Here is a 15918-nt window from a genome sequence, read left to right on the forward strand (position 1 = left end):
GCCGCAACAATCTCGAGATTCCGGGTTCGATGCTGTCGCATCGCCTCGGAATGTCGGTAACGGCCTTGTTTCACGCCCCTGTTTCGCCCAGCTATTATCAGGTAGCAAGCACAGTCTGAGAGCGCCAAACGCGCAAAGGAAGGGCATGCCGGGACAGCGAAGTATTGTCATCTGCGGGGGCGCGTTTGCCGGGCTGGCGCTGGCCGTGGCGCTCCGCCAGGGGCTCGGGCCTGACGTGGCCGTCATTGTCGCCGATCCGGCACTGGGCATGCGGCCAAGCCGCGACCCGCGCGCGACCGCGATCGTGGCCGCCTGCCGGCGGCTGTTCGAGACGCTCGGCGTCTGGGGCCAGGTCGCACCGACCGCGCAGCCGATCACGGACATGGTGGTCACCGATTCCAAGCTGCAGGACGCCACCCGCCCGGTGTTCCTGACCTTCGCCGGCAATGTCGCGCCCGGTGAGCCGTTCGCGCATATGGTCGAGAACCGCCATCTGATCGATGCGCTCGCGGCGCGCGCCGAGGCCGAGGGCGTCGAACTGCGCGCCACCGCGGTGTCGAGCTATGACGCCCGGACCGACGGCATCAGCGTGACCTTGGCCGACGGCACCATGGTCGATGCGAGCCTGCTGGTGGCGGCCGACGGCGCACGCTCGAAGCTGCGCGAACGCGCCGGCATCGCGACCCATGGCTGGGAGTACGATCAATCCGGCATCGTCGTCACGGTCGGACATGAGCGCGCGCACAACGGCCGCGCCGAGGAGCATTTCCTGCCCGCAGGTCCGTTCGCAATCCTGCCGCTGACCGGCAATCGCTCCTCGCTGGTGTGGACCGAGACGCGCAAGGATGCTGCGCGCATCGTGGCGTTGAGTGATGAGGAATTCCACGCCGAGCTCGAGCAGCGCTTCGGGCTGCGTCTCGGCGAGGTCAAGGCGCTCGACAAGCCGCGCGCATTTCCGCTCGGCTATTTCGTCGCACGCTCCTTCATCGCCGAGCGGCTGGCGCTGATCGGCGATGCCGCGCATGTGATCCACCCGATCGCGGGGCAGGGCCTCAACATGGGCCTGAAGGATGTCGCGGCGCTGGCCGAGGTCGTCGTCGACACGGCGCGGCTCGGCATGGATCCCGGTCAAGCAGATGTGCTCGAGCGCTATCAGCGCTGGCGGCGCTTCGACACCATGGCGATGGGCGTTGCCACCAACTCGCTGAACGTCCTGTTCTCCAACGAATCGACGTTGCTGCGCACCGTGCGCGACATCGGATTGGGCCTTGTCGACCGCGCGCCGCCGCTGAAGGAGATGTTCATCCGCCAAGCGGCGGGACTGTCGGGTGAAGTGCCGCGGCTGTTGAAGGGCGAGGCGCTGTAAACCTTGTAGATGGGGGACCGGGGGGCCCGTTACCCCATCTACGAACGTGCGACGACAATCAACTCAGTCCTGCGCGACAAAATTCGCCACCGCATCGATCATGGCAGCATCGAGCGGCCGGTCGGGTTGGTTGTAGCTGGCGATGTCGTCCGCCGCGTCGGTGACGTCGACCAGCACATGGTTCATGTCGGGCAGCCATAATGACTTGGCCGCGATGTCGGCGGCGGTGAGCGCGAGGAAATCGACGCGCGCCAGTTGACGGTCACGGCCGCCTGCGATGATCAGCGTCGGCCCGGTGATCTTCCGCATCGGATCGATCGGATCCTCGTTGAAGGCGGAGGCCATGCCGGGTTGCATCGACGGCGCAATCGCAAGCCCCGCCGGCGGTGGATCGACAATCTGTCCGGCCATGATGTCGTCGATCGCCTTGGCGAGCGGCGCGTATTTGTCCGCAGGTAGCTGCTTTTCGAGCTGCGCCTTCAGGAGGTCACCCTGCTTGCGCGCCGCCGTCGCGAGCAGCACCAGCCGATCGACCGGCGAGCGCTGCACGGCGAGCAGCGCAACCAGGCCGCCTTCGCTGTGCCCGACCACTGCGAGCCGAGAGAATTTGCCGCTTGCGCGCAGGTACTCGATCAGCGACACGGCGTCGTCGACGAAATCCTTGAAGCGAAAATCCTCCGGGCGGCCGAATTCCTTCTTCCAGCCGCCTGCGCCGCGCTTGTCGTAGCGCAGCGTCGCGATGCCGCGCGCGGCCAGTTGCTCGGCGAGCTTCTTCAGCGTCGCCGGCTTGAGCTGCGGCCCGTTGCCGTCATGATCGGTCGAGCCGGAACCGGCGATCAGGAGCGCGACCGGCGGCTTCGCGACACCGGGCGGAACGGTCAGCACTGCGTCGATCGGCCCGATGCGCATCCTGCTCTCGTCGGCTGCCGCGCTTGCCAGCGAAGCGAGCAAGAGCATCAATGTGACGATCGCCCGCATGCCGTCGTGCTAATCGATCTTCCTCGCCTCTTCCGGCAGCATGATCGGGATGCCATCGCGGATCGGATAGGCGAGCTTGGCGGAACGCGAGATCAGTTCCTGTTTGGTCGCGTCGAATTCCAGCGGCCCCTTGGTGATCGGGCACACCAGGATCTCCAGCAGTTTCGGGTCGGCGGTGCTCTCGAGATGGTCGGGCGTTGAATTCATCGGTGTCTCCGGCTGGTTGTCATCTAGCATACTCGATCGCACGGTGTCATGACGGCGGCCTGGTCGCCATCCGCAACAATTCCTCGAGCACGGCCTGCTGCTTGTCCTGCGGCAGCGCCTGATCGGACAGCGCGAAACCGAGAAACGTCCAGTAAAGAATCTGGGCGCGAGCGCGGGCAACGGCGTCGGGCAGGCCGACCTTCTTCAGCAGGCTCTCGATATAGTCGAGCCGGCGGCGGTCGATTGCCTGCACGGCTGCGCGCGCGGCGCCGTCATGCGCGGCCCAGCTCCGCACCGCCCGCTCCAGCGCGAGCTTGCTGATGAAGGTCAGCCGCAGCAGCACGGCCACGGGATCCTCGCCCTTGGCCGCTTCGATGCCGGCGATGATCTGTTCCGCAGCGACGTCGCGCCAGCGCCTCAGTACCGCGGCGTGGAACGCGCCGATATCGGCGAAGTGCCAGTAGAAGCTGCCGCGCGACACGCCCATCGCCTTGGCCAGCGGATCGGCCTTCAGCGCGGTGAAGCCATTCTTCGCCAGGGTCTTCAGACCCAGATCGAGCCAATCCTGCGCCGAGAGCTGATCGGCCATGGTTCCCCCTGTCGTGCCTGCCTCCACACCATACACAAGTGTATTGACAGCGGCCAGCGCCGAGACCATAACCATACACTACTGTATGGAGGCGGTCCGATGCGTGATACTCTGCTGCAAGGCGCCGGTGCCATCGCGATCATCATCAGCCTGATCCATGGCGCGCTTGGAGAGACGAAGGTCTTCGCCCGCGCCACGGTGGAGCCGCCGCGGCTGCGTCTGCTGCTCCGCCTGGTGTGGCAGGCCGGCACGGTCGCGTGGATCGGCGGTGGGGTGCTTCTGGCCGCAGCGCCTGCGATGGCGGCCGACGCTGCGCGGCACTGGATCGTGGCCACGCTCGCCGTGGTGTTCGGCTGCGCCGCACTGGCCAACGCCATCGCCACGCGCGGGCGCCACTTCGGCTGGATCGGCATGAGCGCCGTGGTGGCGCTCGCCGTCGCCGGCTATTAACGCCGTGGCGCCGATCATGGATGATCGTGTCCATCTCAGTATCGCCAACGGCATCGCCGAGGTTCGTCTCAATCGCCCGGCCAAGCTGAACGCCCTCGATCCCGCGATGTTCAGCGCGATCGCGGACGCCGGCGCTCGGCTCAAGAACGATCGCAGCATCAGCGCCGTGGTGCTGTCAGGCGAAGGCGAGGCGTTCTGCGCCGGGCTCGACATCGAGCGTCTGGTCGCAACAACCGAAGGCGAATCCATTCTGCCGTTCGCCGACCTTGGCCAGCGCACGCACGGCATCGCCAATTGGGCGCAGCACCTGGTGTGGCTGTGGCGGGAGTTGCCGGTGCCGGTCATCGCCGCGGTTCACGGCATCGCGTTCGGCGGCGGCTTCCAGCTCACGCTGGGCGCCGACATCAGATATCTCGCGCCCGATACGCGGCTCGCCATTGTCGAGGCCAAATGGGGATTGGTGCCGGACATGGCCGGCACGCAGCTAATGCGCCATCTCGCCGGCGAAGATGTCGTCCGCGAGCTGACCTATACCGCCCGCATCTTCTCGGCGCAGGAAGCGCTCGCCTTCGGCCTCGCCACGCGAATTGTGGAGGATCCGCGCGACGTGGCGCTCGCGACCGCACGCATGATCGCAGACCGCAGTCCGGATGCGATCCGCGCCGCCAAGCGGCTGCTCAACCTCGCGGTCGGCTGCGATGCGGCGACCGGGCTCGCGGCCGAGACCGCCGCCCAGGCCACGCTGCTCGGCACGCCGAATCATGTCGAAGCTGTCAGGGCCAATCTCGAACATCGCACACCGCAATGGAGCTTCACATGACCGCCGGTCCTGGATTCGATCTGCCGCGTCTCATCGCCACCAACGCGTCGGCTGCCTTCAATCGTCTGATCGGGCTCGATGTCGTTGCGGCCGATGACGGCGCGGCTGAGTTGCACATGCCGTGGCGCGACGACTTGACCCAATATGCCGGCCATTTGCACGCCGGGATGATCGCGGCCTTGCTCGATACCGCCTGCGGCTTCGCGGCGGCGACGGTCGTGGGCGCGGTGACGGCATCGCATTTCTCGATGAACTGCCTGAGGCCGGCCGCGGGCCGCCGCTTTGTCGCGAGGGGCCGAACGGTACGCGCCGGGCGCAAGCAAGTATTCGCTCGGGCGGAGCTGTTTGCAGAAAACGACCAGGGCGAGCTATCGCTCGTCGCGACCGGCGAGACCGTGCTCGTTCCGCTCGGCGGATGAGACGATCAGCGCGCCGTATGCGCGCAATCGATGGAGCACTGGACATGACGCTCGTTCTCGTCACCGGAGGCACCGGCCATCTCGGTCGTGACGTCGTCAGCCGGCTGCTTCACGCCGGGCACCGGGTGCGGGTGCTCGCGCGTTCGCCGCGGCCAGGGATGGAGGTCGAATGGGCGATCGGCGATCTCGCGACCGGGGAGGGCGTACATGCCTCCTTGAAGGGCGTGCACACGGTGATCAATGCGGCGACCTTTTCGCCGATCGCGCGGCGGGGCGGCTTCAGGCCGGTCGATTTCTTCGCGTCTCCCTCGGCCGTGGACGTCGAGGGAACCGGTCGGCTGCTGGCGCTGTGCCGTAACGCAGCGGTGCAGCATTTCCTTCACGTCTCGATCGTTGGCCTGGATGACGCGTCGTTGCCCTATGCCCGCGTGAAGCTTGCAGGCGAGCGCCTGGTCCGCAGCTCGGATCTGCCGTGGTCGGTGGTCCGCGCGATGCCTTTCTACTATCTGCTGGCGAACATGCTCGCCGGACTGTCATGGCTACCGCTCTGGCCGGTGCCCGCGACGATGTTCAATCCGGTCGATACGTCTGACGTCGCCGAGTATCTCGTCAGATGCGCGTTCGACGGACAGCGCGGTGTGCGCGCCGAGATCGGTGGTCCGGATGATCGCGACGGCAGCGCGTTCGCGCGCGACTACCAGAAAGTCCGCGGCATACGCCGGCCCATCCTGCCGATCAGGCTTTCGGAGAAGACGGCGCGCGGCATGGGTTTTGTCGTGAGCCGAGGCGTGCGCGGAACGTTGTCCTGGATGGATTGGTTGAACCAGCAATCGGCCGTGCGTCAAAGCGCGTGAAAAACGCGGTCGCACCGCGATGATACAACGCCGCACCGCCGTCCGGTGCCGGCCATCACTAAATTTATGGGGTCATCAATTTCGCGGCGGATTCGGCTTACGCGCGGATAACCATGCCGCAGAAAGCCCGGAAAAATTATCGAGACGAAAACTCGATCGGACTATCTGTGGAAGCAGACAATCATGAGCCGACCCGATGTACCGTATTTTTACGTGCATATCCGGTGAGCATGACTGGCGGCTGGTTCTGCTTGCCGGCCTCGTGTGCTTCGTCGCCAGCGTTGTTGCCGTCAACATTTTCCACCGTGCGATCGCCTCGCAAGCGAGGACGCGCCTGATCTGGATCGCGATCGCGGGGGCCGCAATCGGTTACGGAATCTGGGCGACGCATTTCATCGCCATGCTCGCCTATGAGCCGGGAGTCCCGACCGGCTACAGCATCGCGCTGACCGCGCTGTCGCTCGCCGCGGCGATGCTGCTGACGTCCGGCGGCCTAGGCTTTGCCGTCAGCGGGTCGAGCCGTTGGCATGCACCGGTCGGTGGCGCGATTATCGGCGCCGGCATCGCCAGCATGCACTATCTCGGCATGTGGGCGCTCGAAGTGCCGGGCCACGTGGCGTGGTCGATCGACCTTGTCGTCGCCTCGATCGGGCTCGGCATGCTGTTCGGCTATGCGGCGCTGGCGATCGCGGTCCGCTACCAGGACCGTTGGATGACGACCGCAGCCGCGCTGCTGCTGACGCTTGCGATCGTGTCTCATCACTTCACGGCGATGGGCGCCGTCGAGATCGTTCCCGATCCGCGGTTGGCTCCGGACGCGCTGTCGCTCTCTCCCGCCTTCCTTGCCGCGACGATCGCCGGCGTGGCGCTGTCGGTGCTCGGGATGAGCCTGGTCGGCGTGCTGGCGGATCGTCGTCTTGCGCTGCGCACGCACCGTTTCGAGGAAATCATCAACCAGCTCTCGCTCGCACGCCAGCAAGTCGAGGCCTCGCAGCGTGAGTTGCAGGAACAGAAGCTGCGGCTCGATACGGCTATCAACCACATGGGCGAGGGCCTCTGCATGTTCGATGCGGAAAAGCGCCTTGTCGTGTGCAACGAGCGCTATGCCAATATGTACCGGCTGCCGCCCGAACTGCTCCGGCCCGGGACGCTCCACCGCGACATCATCACGCATCGCATCGTGAACGGCATCCTCAAGGGCGAGACCAGCGATAGCGCCGCGACGCAGCGCCTCGCGACGTTGAATGCACTGCCGGCCAACGAGATCAACAGCCGGGTCGACGAGCTTGCCGATGGCCGGCTGATCTGCGTCACGCGGCAGCCGATGATTGGCGGCGGCTGGGTGGCGACACATCTCGACGTCACCGAGCAGCGCCGCTCCGAGGCCAAGATCACCCACATGGCGCAGCATGATGCGCTGACCGACCTGCCCAACCGCGTGCTGCTCAAGGAGCGGATGGCGCAGGCCTTGTCGGCGACGGGTCAGGGCGGACCGAGTCTTGCGGTGCTGATGCTGGATCTTGATCGCTTCAAGGACATCAACGACACGCTCGGGCATCCCGCCGGCGACGCGCTGCTGCAGGCGGTGGCCGCGCGGCTGCGCCGCTGCGTCAGCGAAACGGCGCTGATCGCCCGTCTCGGCGGCGACGAGTTCGCCGTGATCGACTTCGTGACCGATCCAGTTGCGGACGCAGGCCAACTCGCCGAGAGGATCAGAACGGCGCTCAGTGAAGCCGTCGATCTCGGCCATCATCGGGTGATCACCACGACCAGTATCGGCATTGCGATCGCACCGCGCGATGGCGCCGATTCGGACGAGATTCTCAGGAGCGCCGATCTCGCGCTCTATTCGGCGAAGAGCCGCGGACGTGGCTCATACCGCTTCTTCGAACCGGAACTCGATCAGTTGCTGCAGGCCCGGCGCAGCCTCGAGCGCGATATGCGCCACGCGCTGCTGAACGGAGAGTTCGAGCTGCACTACCAGCCGTTCATCAACGTCGCGAGCGGCGAGACCAGCGGCTTCGAGGCGCTGCTGCGATGGAATCATCCGCAGCGCGGCATGATCCCGCCGGCAAAGTTCATCCCGCTGGCGGAAGAGACCGGTTTGATCGTGCCGCTCGGGGAATGGGTGTTGCGAACGGCCTGCGCCGAGGCGGCGAAATGGCCCTGCGATCTCAAGATCGCGGTCAATCTGTCACCCGCCCAGTTTCGCAGCCATGAGCTGGTCCCTGTCGTGATGCGGGCGCTGGCGAGCGCTGGAATTGCCCCGCAGCGGCTCGAGCTCGAAGTCACCGAGACCGCCATCATCCACGACAGCGAGGCAGTGTTCACGGCGCTCGGTCAGTTGCACGATCTGGGGGTGCGGATTGCGCTTGATGACTTCGGCACCGGATATTCGTCACTGAGCTTCCTGCAGCGATTTCCATTCGACAAGGTCAAGATCGACCGCAGCTTTGTCTCCGAGTTGTCCGCGGCGACGGACGAATCGCGCCGGATTGCGCGTGCGGTGGTCCGGTTCGCCGTCAGCCTCGGCAAGACGACGACGGCCGAGGGCGTGGAAACCCGGGAGCAGTTCGACATCCTCCGCGACGATGCCTGCGCGGAGGTGCAGGGCTTCCACTTCAGCCCGCCGGTGCAGGGCGCCATGGTCGCGCAGATGATCGGCGAACGGGCGTCGGCGACGGTGGAATACCCCGTCGTTCCTCGCCGTGTCGTCGCGGGCGCCGCGTCCTGACCCCGAGCTAAAGCTGCGAATCGGGCCGCGTGAGGCGTAAGGCCGCAGCGGGCCGCCGGATGCTGGTTTGCATGCGGAGACTACTGCGGTTTTCGCAGCGGCTAGAATCTCTCTAATGCCCTACAAGCCCCGCGTCACATTGACTTCGTCATCACCTCCGCGTCCTTCGGTTGCCGCGCCGTGCGCGGCGCGTTTCGCGCGTCATTGAAACCGGGAGGAGTTATCCGTGAAGGTCATTCGGAGTGCTGTGCTTGCAGCGTCTGTGTTGGGGCTGATGGGATCGGCGGCGTTTGCCGACGGCTACAAGAACTGCACCAAGCTCGACAAGGCGTCGTGGAAGCCGGCGAGCGAAGCTGAAGCCAAGGCCAAGGCGACGGGCTACGAGGTACGCCGCTCCAAGATCGAGGGCTCCTGCTACGAAGTGTACGGCGTCAAGGATGGCAAGCTGTACGAGTTGTTCTACAGCCCCGAGGATCTCAGCCTGAAGCACACGATCGCGAAGTGAATTGGGGTCGATGGCAGAGACCGTGCCAGCACCGCACAATCCGTCCGCGCAGCGCACCGCGTCGCGGACGGTGCAGGTCTGGGATCTGCCGCTGCGGCTCTGGCACTGGGCCCTCGCGGCTCTTGTCCTGATCGCATGGTTCACGCCGAACGGCCATGACCGGCTGCACCGGCTGGCTGGCTACAGCGTGATCGCTCTGCTGGCGTTCCGGCTGATCTGGGGCTTCGCCGGCACGCGGTATTCGCGGTTCACGATGCTGGCCGCGAGACTGCGCGCGGCGCCACGCTACATCTGGAATCTGCGCCGCGGCGTCACCGGCCGCTATATCGGGCTCAATCCTGCCGGCTCTGCAATGCTGGTGGCGCTGCTGACGCTGCTCGCGATTTCGGCGATCACGGGTGCGATGCAGGTCACCGTGACCTTCTTCGGCGTCTGGTGGGTCGAGGACACCCATGCCTATGCCTCGGATGCGGTCGCCATCCTGGTTGTGTTGCACGTCTTGGGTGTGGTCGTGATGGGCATTCTTCAGCGCCAGAACCTGGTGCAAGCGATGATCACAGGACGGAAGCTGATCCGCAGCCGCTGAGAAGCGACGTCGCTCCGCCGGGCCTCGGGTTAGTTTTTTCTTATTCTAATTCCAAAGTGGAGAAATTCTAACCGCCGTCTGGCTCTCAGGCGGTTTGAAACGTACCGAAATACTTCTCGGTGGTGTTAGGTGCGCCCAATTGTCGCGGGCTTTCGCGTCCGCGGATCAGGAGGGGGCGCATGCTGTCACAGCCTTACACGCACTTGGAAGCATCGAAATTCGGGCCGGGCTTTCGAACGCGAGCCGCGCTGCTCGCGGCGACCGCGCTGTCAATCGTCACCGGCAGCGGCGCCTTTGCGGCGGACGATAGCGCGAACGAGGCGCTGCTGAAAAAGCTCGACAAGATGGAGCGGCGCATCGAAGCGCTCGAAGCCGAGTTGAAGCAGAAGGACAGCCGTCTGCAAGCGGAGGCCGGCACCAAGTCCTCATCGCGGCCGGGTTCGGTCCGCAGCGCCAACGCCACGGCGTCGTCCACCGACGCAAAGCAGACGCCGGACGCCAAGCAGGAAGCAAACGGAGCCAAGGGCAAGCCCGAGGCCCAATCCGCAGAGGCGCCGGCCAAGCCGATGCTGAATCTTCCGCCGCTGCCGGCGGCGGGAGACAAGCCGATTCTCGGAGTGGCGGACTCACCTGTGCCTGGCCTCAGCATAGGCGCGTATGGCGAGGTCAAGTTCGGTTCGGTGCAAAATCCGGCTGCCAACGGCCAGTGGCAGAACGGCTTCGATGCGCAACGCTTCGTCCTGTTGCCGACCTACGCGATTACGCCGAACATCATCTTCAACGCGGAGATCGAGTTCGAGCATGCCGGATCGGGCTTTGACAACGACGACAAGCTGCACGGCACCGCCGAGATCGAGCAGCTCTGGGTCGATTTCAAGATCCTCGATCAGTTCAACTGGCGCGCGCCCGGCATCGATCTCGTGCCGATCGGCTACATCAACCAGCATCACGAGCCGACGCAATTCTACAGCGTGAACCGGCCCGAATTGTACAACGGCCTCATTCCATCGACATGGAAGGTGCCGGCGAGCAGTGTCTACGGCACCATCAGCGAGGATCTGAAGTATCAGGTGATGGTCAGCACCAGCAACGAGGACTTCGGCGATTCCTTCGACAACCGTACCGACGCCAGGACGGTGCCGCCTCCCGGAACACCCTACGTCGCAGGGATCGACGGCCTGAACGGGCTTGGGTTCTCCAGGCCTCCGCTCGGCGACTTCCAGCAACTCAACAATGCCGTGGCTGTCTCCGGACGGCTCGACGTCACGCCCACGGTCCTGCCCGGCTTCGCCGGAAGCGTAAGCGCATATTACTCGCCGAACACGACGCCGCGCGGGGCGCATGACGATTTCGGCAATTTCCTCGGCCACTCGAGCCTGACGATGTTCGACGCCGAATTCCGCTACCGCGTCCCCGACACCGGTCTCGAGCTGCGCGGCGAATATGTCCGCGCGGAATTCGGGCATCCGGAAAACTTGCGTGCCAACAACGATTCCGATCCTACCAACAATGTCGGCAGGACGATGTACGGCTATTCCGGCGAGATCGCCTATCATGTGCCGCTCGGCACCATTCTGAACAGCGAATGGGAGGCGGTGCCGTTCTATCGCTATACCTACCAGAACCTGCAGACCGGCGGCTTTGCCGGTACCGATGCCAACCTGCCGACCGGCGCCGGTCAGCGACAGTTCCACACCGCCGGATTTGCGCTCTTCCCATCACCGAAGATCGCGCTGAAGGCGACCTATCAGCACGTGATCGATAAGAGCATCACCGGTGCGATGTCGGATTCATTCCTCGGTGGTGTCGGATTCTTCTTCTGAGATCGGTGCGGCGCCCCGGGACGGGCGCCGCTGCAAGACAACAAACGATGGGAGTCGCGTGAAAGATGACGTGGGTTCGATATACGCTGCCGGCGGCGGCACTCGTGTCGATTGCTTCGCCCGCCTATGCCGTTCAATACCTGTCGATCGAGGAGGCGCAAAAGCAGGCATTTCCATCGGCGACGCACTTTACTGAAGTCCAGGCGGGACGCGTCTGGAAGGCCGAAGCCGGCGGCAAGGTCGCGGGCTTCTTCGTCTTCGACCGGGTCATCGGCAAGCACCTGTACATCGATTATGCGGTGGCGCTGACGCCGGGCGGCGCAGTGCACAAGGTCGAAATCCTGCAGTACCGGGAATCCTATGGCGGCGAGATCAGAAGTCCGAGCTGGCTGGCGCAATTCGTCGGGAAGACCAGTGGCAGCGCACTGAAGATCAATGGCGACATCAGGAATATCTCCGGCGCGACGCTGTCATCGACGCATGTGACCGAGGGTGTGAAGAGGATCCTGACCGCCTATGCCAATCGCCTTCGATAGCATCCGTCGTGCGCGGCCGCTGCTCGGCACCTTCGTCGAGATCGAAGTCGCCGCCGCGGCCGGACCGGACACGGCGGCCGCCATCGACGCCGCATTCGATGCAGTCGCCGAGGTTCATCGGCTGATGAGTTTTCACCAGAGCGACAGCGACGTCAGCCGCATCAATCGGAACGCCGGCATTCGTCCGACGCGCGTCCATGCCTGGACGTTCCGGGTGCTGGAGGCAGCGCTCAAGATGCATCGATGCTCCAAGGGTGTTTTCGATGTGGCCGTCGCACCTGCGTTGCAGGCCATGGGTCTGCTCCCTGGATTGGACGACGCGCCGATCACCGTGTCCGAGGGTCGCCTCACCGAGGCGATCGAGCTTTCGCCCGACCACACCGTGCGCCTTTTATCACCGGCGAGCGCGATCGACCTCGGTGGGATCGCCAAGGGCTTTGCCGTCGATCGCGCAATCGAGGTGTTGCGCGGCTTCGATATTCCGGGCGGGCTGGTCAATGCCGGCGGCGACCTTCGGGTGTTCGGGCAAGGGCCGCACACGGTCCATCTGCGCCATCCGGGCGACCCGCTCCGCTTGCTCGCGCGCATCGAGCTGACCGATGAGGCGCTGGCCTCGACGGCGCGTCGATTCGATCTGATTGATGGAGCGGCTCCGGGGGTATCCGCGATCATCGATCCCTTGACCGGCAAGCCGCCCGGCGCCATTGCCGGTGCCACGGTCCGGGCGCCGTCATGCATGATCGCCGATGCGCTCACGAAAGTCGTCATGATCTCCGGAACCGGCGCCGGCGACGTGCTCGCGCATTACGGAGCGAGCGCCTTGTTGATCTCGGTCGACGGGGAGATGCAGATCACCTCCGACTGGCCTCAGGCGGTGCACCTTGCGGCTTAAGCGTCCGTTTCGCTATTCCATCTACGCAGCGTTCGCGGTGCTGACGCTGACGGGCGCCGGCTGGCTCGTGGCGGATTGGCAAAAGAACATCGCCGGCGACGAGATCTGGCAGCAGACCGCGGCCACGATGCTGATGGTGCATGGCGGTGCGGCCATGCTGGCCTTGTTGCTGCTGGGCGCTCTCATTCCCGTGCATTTGCTACGCGCCTGGCGAAGCCGGAAGAATCGGATTTCCGGATCGATCATGGCGACGTTCAACGCGGTGCTGATCGTGACCGCCTTTGGGCTGTATTACCTTGGATCGGAGGAGGTGCGGCCCTGGACGAGCTGGATCCACCTGACAGCGGGATTTGCTCTTTCCCTGATGCTTCCGCTCCACATCTGGCTGGGTCGGCGGGAGTTGTGGTGAGGGGTCTCACTGCACCGGCGGGTCGCCACTGGTGCGCTTCTTGGCGAGATCCATCTCGGTGACGGCGATCAGGATCTCGGCGCGGGTCTTCAAGTCGGGCGCCTCGAGCATCGCCTGCTTCTCGGCGGGACCATAGGGCGACATCATCGCCAGCGCGTTGACCAGCGCCTCGTTGGGTGCGGCCTCGATGCCTTCCCAGTCGACCTTCAGATTGTTGGCTTCCAGGAAATCGGCGAGCACCTCGAGCAGCGCCTTGCGGTCGACCGCCTCCTCGCCCTTGCGCGCGGTGAAGTCGTCAGTGAAGGAGAAGAAATCGACCTTGCACTGCCGGTAGGGCGTCTGCACGGCCAGTTCCTCGACCACCTTGAACCGTGCGACACCGGTCAGCTCGAGGATGTAGCGGCCGTCGCCGGATTCGGCGAGCTGGGTGATCCGGCCGGCGCAGCCGACGCGGAACAGCACCGGCTTGGCCTCATTCGGCGAATGCGTGACGTCGGGCTGGATCATCCCGATCAGGCGGTGGCCGTCGCGCAGCGCGTCGTCGACCATCGCGAGATAGCGCGGCTCGAAGATATTGAGCGGCATCTGGCCGCGCGGCAGCAACAGCGCGCCGGGCAACGGGAATACCGGGATCACTTCGGGAAGCTCGGCGGGCCCGCGGTACTCGGCGTTGATCGGCATCTGCAGTTCCGCTGTTACAGGCGCGGCCTGGGCATGATCCAGAACGGATTATCGCGGCTTTCCGACAGGATCACGCCCACACAACAATCCCAACCGCGCGTCGACCTGCGCTCTAGGAGAACAGGATGGTCGACAACCGCTTGCGGCCCTCGACCGTTGCCTCGTCGGCGCCGCCCCACGCCTCGAACAACTGCACGAGCTGCTTACGCGCGCCGTCGTCGTTCCACTTGCGGTCACGCTTGACGATGGCGAGCAGTTGCTCGGTCGCTTCGGCGCGCTTGCCCATCGCGTTCAGCGCGGTCGCGAGATCGAACCGGGCCTGATGATCGAGCGGGTTTGCGGCGACTTTCTGTTCGAGTTCGGCGATCGGGCCGACCGACTGCGCTTGCTCGGCGAGATCGATCGCAGCCTGCACCGCCTTCACCGCGGCGTCATTGCGCTTGGATTCCGGAACCATCGCGAGGGTCTGCTTGGCCTGCTCCATCGCCCCCGTCGTGACATAGCACTTGGCGAGGCCGGCCAGCGCGGCGATGTTGGTGGCATCGTGCGCCAGCACTTCGGCGTAGATCTGCGCGGCCGCGGCGGCGTCACCGTCCGCGAGCACAGCTTCGGCTTCCTTCAGGATCTCGGCGAGATCGGGTTCGCCCGCGGCAGGCACGCCCTTGGTGATCTTCTCGATGAAGGCATTGACCTGGCTTTCCGGCACCGCGCCCATAAAGCCGTCGGCCGGCTGGCCGTTGACGAAGGCGATCACGGCCGGGATCGACTGGATGCCCATCTGGCCGGGGATCGCCGGATGGTCGTCGATGTTCATCTTGACCAGCTTGACCCGGCCCTTGGCATTGCGGACCGCTTTTTCCAGCATCGGCGTAAGCTGACGGCACGGACCGCACCAGGGCGCCCAGAAGTCGATCAGGACCGGCTGACGGCGCGATTCCTCGATGACATCCTTGACGAAGGTCTGGGTCGTCGTTTCCTTGATCAGATCGGGCGCTGCCTGGGGCGTTGAGCCGCCCTGCTCCATTATCGTCACGTTGTCCTCGCCTGGTCTTGAATGAGGTCAGAAAATCCGGGGGCGTTCTAGCACGCTCCGCGTGGCCGGTTCAGCCGTTCTGTCTGGCTAAATGGCGGCCGGACGACAAATTTCAATCGTTTGCCGCACGTCCCGTTCCCTCGGAGATCGGGTGGGTTTTCGCCGCGCGGCGGCCGAACATGGCGCGGTCGAGGCAATCCGGGAAGAGCACCATGGCCAAGGCCTATTACAGCACCGTGTTCGAGCAGCCAGCCGGCGAGGTATGGAAAATCATCCGAGATTTCAACAACTACGCGGTCTGGGTGCAAGGCGAGGGAACGAGCGAGATCGAGGACGGCAAGTCCGGCGACACCATTGGAGCGGTGCGCAACGTGGTCTACCGGGAACGGCGGATTCGGCAGCGGCTGCTGGCGCAATCCGACATCGACTGCTTCCAATCTTATGAATTCGCCGGCCCGCCGACCCTGCCGCTGACCGATTTCGCCGCCACCTTGCGGGTCACCCCGGTCGTCGACGGCAACCGCGCATTCGTCGAATGGTGGGCGATCTTTGATTGCGAGCCGGAGCGCCGCGCCGAGTTGACGCGGACCTTGGCCGGCTGGTTCGAGACCTGGCTCGAATCGCTCCGCGATGCGATGGCGGTCTGAGGCCGGTTCCCGGTCCAAAAGCATAGAAATCGTAATGAGAAGCGGCTTCGGGCCGATTCGAGCTCAATTTTTAAGGAAACCGAGCGATTTCGTCGCGCTTTGACCGCGCTCTTGTGTTGCATTCGCCCAAAGCATTTGGCATAGGTCTGCCGTTGCCGGCGAGCAATCGCCGCCATCTCGGATGCGGGTGTAGCTCAGTGGTAGAGCACGACCTTGCCAAGGTCGGGGTCGAGGGTTCGAGCCCCTTCGCCCGCTCCAGAGTTTCTCGCTGACCGAGCTGACAGTCTGATGAAGGCCCGCCCACCGCAGCGGGCTTTTTTGTTTCCGAGCGAGGGCTTCGACCTCTGCCTGGAGCGGACACGGAGCCCATGAAAAAATGAAAGCTCAAT

Annotated in this window: 18 protein-coding genes and 1 tRNA gene; 14 read left to right on the top strand and 5 right to left on the bottom strand. The window is 64.8% G+C overall.

Annotated elements, in window-relative coordinates; translation table 11 throughout:
* The first annotated feature begins 145 nt into the window (after positions 1-145).
* Complete coding sequence (locus P6U30_RS01150; protein ID WP_407167740.1) at positions 146-1366, top strand: ubiquinone biosynthesis hydroxylase; 1221 nt, start codon at positions 146-148, stop codon at positions 1364-1366.
* A 63-nt stretch (positions 1367-1429) separates the two neighbouring features.
* Here the strand turns inward: P6U30_RS01150 and P6U30_RS01155 are convergent, their stop codons facing one another.
* From P6U30_RS01155 to P6U30_RS01165, 3 genes are read right to left on the bottom strand one after another with little or no spacing between them, the layout of a single operon-like run.
* On the bottom strand, positions 1430-2344 hold the full coding sequence (locus P6U30_RS01155) for an alpha/beta hydrolase family protein (RefSeq protein WP_407167741.1): 915 nt from the start codon (positions 2342-2344) through the stop codon (positions 1430-1432).
* Between the two features lie 9 nt (positions 2345-2353).
* Positions 2354-2551 carry a Trm112 family protein gene (locus P6U30_RS01160; protein ID WP_044586449.1) on the bottom strand — a complete coding sequence of 66 codons (198 nt, stop codon included), beginning with the start codon at positions 2549-2551 and terminating at the stop codon, positions 2354-2356.
* Positions 2552-2597: 46 nt separating this feature from the next.
* The gene (locus tag P6U30_RS01165) at positions 2598-3140 is read right to left on the bottom strand and encodes a TetR/AcrR family transcriptional regulator (RefSeq protein ID WP_407167742.1); all 543 of its coding nucleotides are present in this window, start codon (positions 3138-3140) and stop codon (positions 2598-2600) included.
* Positions 3141-3239: 99 nt separating this feature from the next.
* Between P6U30_RS01165 and P6U30_RS01170 the strand changes: the two genes are divergently transcribed.
* The 11 genes from P6U30_RS01170 (at position 3240) to P6U30_RS01220 (ending at position 13168) form a co-directional block, all read left to right on the top strand.
* Positions 3240-3590, top strand: coding sequence for a hypothetical protein (locus P6U30_RS01170; protein WP_407167743.1), 351 nt, complete (start codon positions 3240-3242; stop codon positions 3588-3590).
* A gap of 16 nt (positions 3591-3606) precedes the next feature.
* A complete protein-coding gene (locus tag P6U30_RS01175; protein WP_407167744.1) occupies positions 3607-4410 on the top strand; it encodes a crotonase/enoyl-CoA hydratase family protein in 804 nt (267 codons plus the stop codon).
* A complete protein-coding gene (locus P6U30_RS01180; protein ID WP_407167745.1) occupies positions 4407-4829 on the top strand; it encodes a PaaI family thioesterase in 423 nt (140 codons plus the stop codon). The genes P6U30_RS01175 and P6U30_RS01180 overlap by 4 nt, the downstream gene beginning before the upstream one ends.
* 44 nt (positions 4830-4873) lie before the next feature.
* Positions 4874-5683, top strand: coding sequence for an SDR family oxidoreductase (locus P6U30_RS01185; protein WP_407167746.1), 810 nt, complete (start codon positions 4874-4876; stop codon positions 5681-5683).
* Positions 5684-5879: 196 nt separating this feature from the next.
* Positions 5880-8417 (top strand): EAL domain-containing protein, encoded by a 2538-nt coding sequence (locus P6U30_RS01190; RefSeq protein WP_407167747.1) that lies wholly within the window; start codon positions 5880-5882, stop codon positions 8415-8417.
* Between the two features lie 226 nt (positions 8418-8643).
* Positions 8644-8922 (top strand): PepSY domain-containing protein, encoded by a 279-nt coding sequence (locus P6U30_RS01195; protein WP_407167748.1) that lies wholly within the window; start codon positions 8644-8646, stop codon positions 8920-8922.
* A gap of 10 nt (positions 8923-8932) precedes the next feature.
* Complete coding sequence (locus tag P6U30_RS01200; protein ID WP_407167749.1) at positions 8933-9508, top strand: cytochrome b/b6 domain-containing protein; 576 nt, start codon at positions 8933-8935, stop codon at positions 9506-9508.
* Between the two features lie 179 nt (positions 9509-9687).
* Positions 9688-11331, top strand: coding sequence for a hypothetical protein (locus tag P6U30_RS01205; protein ID WP_407167750.1), 1644 nt, complete (start codon positions 9688-9690; stop codon positions 11329-11331).
* Positions 11332-11396: 65 nt separating this feature from the next.
* Positions 11397-11867 carry an FMN-binding protein gene (locus P6U30_RS01210; RefSeq protein WP_407167751.1) on the top strand — a complete coding sequence of 157 codons (471 nt, stop codon included), beginning with the start codon at positions 11397-11399 and terminating at the stop codon, positions 11865-11867.
* Positions 11848-12759, top strand: a complete 912-nt coding sequence (locus P6U30_RS01215; RefSeq protein WP_407167752.1) for an FAD:protein FMN transferase — start codon at positions 11848-11850, stop codon at positions 12757-12759. Before P6U30_RS01210 ends, P6U30_RS01215 begins: the two co-directional genes overlap by 20 nt.
* 37 nt (positions 12760-12796) lie before the next feature.
* Positions 12797-13168: a hypothetical protein gene (locus P6U30_RS01220; RefSeq protein ID WP_407167753.1), complete on the top strand. Its 372-nt coding sequence runs from the start codon at positions 12797-12799 to the stop codon at positions 13166-13168.
* Between the two features lie 6 nt (positions 13169-13174).
* Here P6U30_RS01220 and P6U30_RS01225 read toward each other — a convergent pair whose 3' ends face one another.
* On the bottom strand, positions 13175-13849 hold the full coding sequence (locus P6U30_RS01225) for an LON peptidase substrate-binding domain-containing protein (protein WP_407167754.1): 675 nt from the start codon (positions 13847-13849) through the stop codon (positions 13175-13177).
* 112 nt (positions 13850-13961) lie between these two features.
* Positions 13962-14882 carry a thioredoxin gene (gene trxA / locus P6U30_RS01230; RefSeq protein WP_407149625.1) on the bottom strand — a complete coding sequence of 307 codons (921 nt, stop codon included), beginning with the start codon at positions 14880-14882 and terminating at the stop codon, positions 13962-13964.
* A gap of 212 nt (positions 14883-15094) precedes the next feature.
* Here trxA and P6U30_RS01235 point away from each other — a divergent pair, with 212 nt between their 5' ends.
* Positions 15095-15529 carry an SRPBCC family protein gene (locus tag P6U30_RS01235; protein WP_407167755.1) on the top strand — a complete coding sequence of 145 codons (435 nt, stop codon included), beginning with the start codon at positions 15095-15097 and terminating at the stop codon, positions 15527-15529.
* A gap of 183 nt (positions 15530-15712) precedes the next feature.
* Positions 15713-15787 (top strand) — tRNA-Gly (locus tag P6U30_RS01240).
* Positions 15788-15918: the final 131 nt, after the last annotated feature.

This window comes from Bradyrhizobium sp. ORS 111 (assembly GCF_045571485.1).
Taxonomy (GTDB): Bacteria; Pseudomonadota; Alphaproteobacteria; order Rhizobiales; family Xanthobacteraceae; genus Bradyrhizobium.